This is a genomic window from Streptomyces sp. MUM 2J (genome assembly GCF_022414535.1).
Lineage (GTDB): Bacteria > Actinomycetota > Actinomycetes > Streptomycetales > Streptomycetaceae > Streptomyces.
Genome location: NZ_JADWYM010000090.1, coordinates 1 through 4,478 on the forward strand (window position 1 = coordinate 1; position 4,478 = coordinate 4,478).

Genomic DNA, 4,478 nt, shown 5'->3' on the forward strand with positions numbered 1-4,478 from the left:
TGCTGACCGAGCGGCGTCCGTGGCCGGGGACCGGGCGGCCGCGCCGCGCGGCGGTGTCCGCCTTCGGGATCAGTGGCACCAACGCGCACGTCATCCTGGAACAGGCACCCACCGACGACACCGGCACCGACGGGGACACGGACCGTACGCCCGTCGCCGCCCCGCTGCTGCTGTCCGCCAAGTCGCCCCGGGCCCTGGCCGAGCAGGCACGCCGGCTCCGTGCGCACCTCGGGACCGCCGCCGACGTGGACCTGCTGGACCTCACCTACTCGCTGGCCACCGGCCGGACGGCGTTCGAGCACCGTGCCGCCCTCCTCGCCGACACCCCCGCGGACCTGCTGGAGGCCCTGGACACGCTGGCGGCGGAGCGCTCCTCCGCCCGGCTGGTCACCGGCACCCCGAGGGGAGGCAGGACCGCCTTCCTGTTCACCGGGCAGGGCAGTCAGCGGCCCGGCATGGGGCGCGAACTCTACGACGCCTTCCCCGTGTTCGCCGAAGCCCTCGACGCCGTCTGCGCCGAACTCGACGGACACGTGGGGCGCTCGGTACGGGACGTGCTCTTCGCGGACCCCGAGGACTGGGAAGGACCGCTGCTGCACCAGACGGTGTTCACCCAGACCGGTCTGTTCGCCCTGGAAGTGGCGCTGTTCCGGTTCGCGGAGAGCCTGGGCCTGCGCCCCGACCACGTGGCGGGCCACTCGATCGGCGAACTCGTGGCCGCCCATGTCTCGGGCGTGCTGTCCCTCGCAGACGCGGCGGCCCTGGTGGCCGCACGCGGCAGGCTGATGCAGGCCCTGCCCCAGGGCGGCGCCATGATCTCCGTCCTCGCACCCGAGGAGGAGGTCGCGGATCTGCTGGCGGACCGGACGCACGAAGTGGACATCGCCGCCGTCAACGGGCCCGCGTCCGTGGTGATCTCCGGTGACACGCCTGCCGTGCTGGCCGTCGCCGCGGTCCTGGAGAGCCGGGGCCGCAAGACCCGGCGGCTGACGGTCAGCCACGCCTTCCACTCGCCCCGCATGGAACCGATGCTGGACGAGTTCCGGGCCGTGGCGGAACGACTCGCCTTCGCCCCGCCCGCCATCCCGATCGTCTCGAACGTCACCGGCGACATCCTGTCAGCCGAGGAGGTCGGGTCACCGGAGTACTGGGTCCGGCACGTGCGCCGGGCCGTCCGGTTCGGCGACGGCATCCGCACCCTGCAGCGCGCGGGTGTCACGACCTTCGTGGAACTCGGTCCGGACGGTGTGCTGTCGGCCATGGGCCGGGACTGCGTCGTGGACACGCAGGAGGACGAGCCGGAGTTCGTCCCGCTGCTCCGCAAGGACCGCGGGGAGGCCCGGGCGGTCGCCCACGCACTGGCCCGGCTGCACGTGCGGCACGCGGGCCCGGACTGGGAGGCGCTGTTCGCCGGCTCCGGCGCACGCCGGGTCGACCTGCCCACGTACGCCTTCCAGCACACGTTCTACTGGGCCACGGGCACCCCGCGAGACGGCGACGTCGGTGACGCGGGACTGTCGCCGGCCGACCATCCGCTGCTCGGCGCGACGCTGACGCGGGCCGACACCGACGAGACCGTCCTCACCGGTCGACTCTCCCTGCGCACCCATCCCTGGCTGGCCGATCACGCCGTCCTGGGCAGGGTGCTGCTGCCCGGCACCGCCTTCGTCGAACTGGCCCTGCGGGCGGGAGCCGAGGCCGGCGCCGGGGAACTGGAAGAGCTCACGCTCGAAGCCCCCCTCGTCCTGCCCGAGAGCGGGTCGCTGCGGATCCAGGTGGCGGCCGGAACCCCGGACGAGTCCGGACGCCGTTCGGTGACCGTCCACTCCCGCCCCGAGGGAGAGCCCTTCGGCGAACCGTGGACCCGGCATGCCGGTGGCACGCTGGCACCCGAGCGGGCGGCCGCGGACTTCGACCTGACCGTGTGGCCACCGCGCGACGCCCGGCCGGTGGACCTGACCGGACGCTACGACGTCCTCGCCCGGCAGGGCTTCGACTACGGGCCGGCGTTCCAGGGACTGCGATCCGCCTGGCGCAGGGGCGACGAGATCTTCGCCGAACTCGCCCTGCCGGAGCAGCAGAACGACCAGGCAACCGCGTTCGGCCTGCACCCGGCGCTGCTGGACGCGGCACTGCACGCCATCGAACTGGGTGTGCTCCCGGGTACCGGCGAGCCCAGGCTGCCGTTCGTGTGGAGCGGGGCACGCCTGCACGCCCTGGGCGCCGGTGCGGCCCGGGTGCGGCTCTCCCCGGCCGGACCCGGCTCGGTGACCATCGAGGTCGCCGACGCACAGGGCATGCCCGTCGCCACCGTCGACGCGATGGCGGTGCGGGCCGTGTCCGCGCAGCAGCTCGAAGCGGCCGGTGGGCGCGGTCACGAGGCACTGTTCCGGCCGGCGTGGGTGCCGGTGAGCGGCGCGCCCGAGGCGCCCGCCCGGACCTGGACCGTCCTCGGGGACGGCCCGCTGGACCTGCCCGGCGCCGAGCGATTCGCCGACGTGGCGGAGCTGAACGCCGCCGTCGCCGCGGGCGCCCCCCTTCCCGACCTGGTCCTGGCGCCGCTGACGGCACCCGTCGACTCGGCCCGGGACGCCGTGCACGAAGCCCTGGCACTGGCCCGCGCATGGCTGGCCGACGACCGGCTCGCCGCGTCCCGGCTGGCCGTGGTGACGCGCCGGGCGGTGGCCGCCGAGCCCGACGAGGACGTACACGACCTGCCGCATGCCGCCGTGTGGGGACTGCTGCGCACGGCGCAGACGGAGAACCCGGACCGGCTGGTGCTGGTGGACCTCGACGACGACGCCGATGCGGCACAGGCCCTCGGGAAGGCGCTCGCCGTGAACGAGCCGCAACTGGCCGTGCGGTCCGGGAGCCCGCGTGCGCCTCGCCTGGAGCGGGTCCAGGTCCCGGCCGGCGCCTTGGGCCCCTGGGACCCGGACGGAACCGTGCTGATCACGGGTGCCACCGGCGCGCTCGGCGGCCTGCTCGCCCGGCATCTCGTCACCGAACACGGTGTGCGGCACCTGCTGCTGACGAGCCGCCGCGGCCTGGCAGCCGACGGAGCGGCCGCACTGAGGGACGACCTCTCGGCCCGCGGCGCCGAGGTGACCGTCGCGGCCTGCGACGTCGCGGACCGCGCCGCGCTGGACGCGCTGCTCGCCGGCATACCCGCCGAGCATCCGCTGACCGCGGTGGTGCATGCCGCCGGTGTGCTCGACGACGGCGTCCTGGAGTCGCTGACCCCCAAGCGGATCGACGGCGTCCTGCGGCCCAAGGCGGACGCCGCCCGAAACCTGCACGAGGCCACCCGCGACCGGCCGCTGTCCGCGTTCGTCCTGTACTCCTCCATCCAGGGGCTCGTCGGCGGCGCGGGTCAGGCCAACTACGCGGCGGCCAACACCTACCTCGACGCCCTGGCGCAGCACCGCAGGGCCCGGCACCTGCCCGCCACCTCGCTGGCCTGGGGCCCGTGGGCGGACGGCGGCATGGCGGCCGGCCTCACGGAAGCCGACCGCAACCGGTTCGCCAGGACCGGTATGACCGCGATCACCTCCGCCCAGGGCATGGAGCTGTTCGACGCCGCGCTCGCGGTGGATGCGGCGACACTGGTGCCCCTGCCGCTCGACACGGCCGCACTCAGGGCACTTGGCACCGCGACGCCGCCGCTGCTGAGCGGCCTGGTCCGGGCGCCGGCCCGCCGAGCCGCGTCCGCCGGCCCGGACACCGGGCGCGCCGCCGCCGGGCCCGCCCTCGCCGAGCGGCTGGCCGGGCTCGCCGAGGACGAACAGCGGCAGGTCCTGCTGGACGTCGTACGCGCCGAGGTCGCCGCGACCCTGGACTACGGCAGCTCCGACACCGTTGACCCCAAGCGGGGTTTCAAGGAACTCGGCCTCGACTCGCTGACCGCCGTCGAACTGCGCAACCGGCTCGGCAAGGCGACCGGTTCCCGGCTGCCCGCGACCCTCGTCTTCGACTACCCGACCCCCGAGGCCGTCGCCGGACATCTGCTGACCGAACTCGGCCCCGGGGAACCGGCAGCGCCCGCCGAGACACCCGGCGAGAACGAGATCCGCCGGCTGCTCGCCTCCGTCCCGGTCTCCGGGCTCCGGCGGGCCGGACTCCTCGACGCACTGCTGCGGCTCGCCCGCGACGACGGAGCGGCGGCCGGGGCACCGAACGGAGGTCCGGACGCGCCGGAGGAGAACGCCGAACTCATCGACGACCTGGACGTCGACGACCTCATCCGCATGGCCCGCGCCAATTCCGAGGCCTCACAGTCCTGAACGGGAGACATGATGACGAACACGGCGTCCGACGCTGTCGTCGAAGCATTGCGCGACTCGCTCAAGGAGAACGCCAGGCTGCGCCAGAAGAACCAGGAGCTGGCCGCCGCCGGCCAGGAACCGATCGCCATCGTGGGGATGGGGTGCCGGTATCCGGGGGGTGTGGCTTCGCCGGAGGATCTGTGGCGGTTGCTG

General features: G+C 74.5%; 2 protein-coding genes. Both read left to right on the forward strand.

Going from position 1 to position 4,478, the window contains the following annotated elements:
* Positions 1-4,283: type I polyketide synthase (locus tag I3F54_RS31700; protein ID WP_240122378.1), on the forward strand; the 4,283-nt coding region annotated here is incomplete at its 5' end.
* 12 nt (positions 4,284-4,295) lie between these two features.
* Positions 4,296-4,478, forward strand: a 183-nt coding sequence (locus I3F54_RS31705) for a polyketide synthase docking domain-containing protein (protein ID WP_374205997.1), incomplete at its 3' end; no start/stop codon positions are given.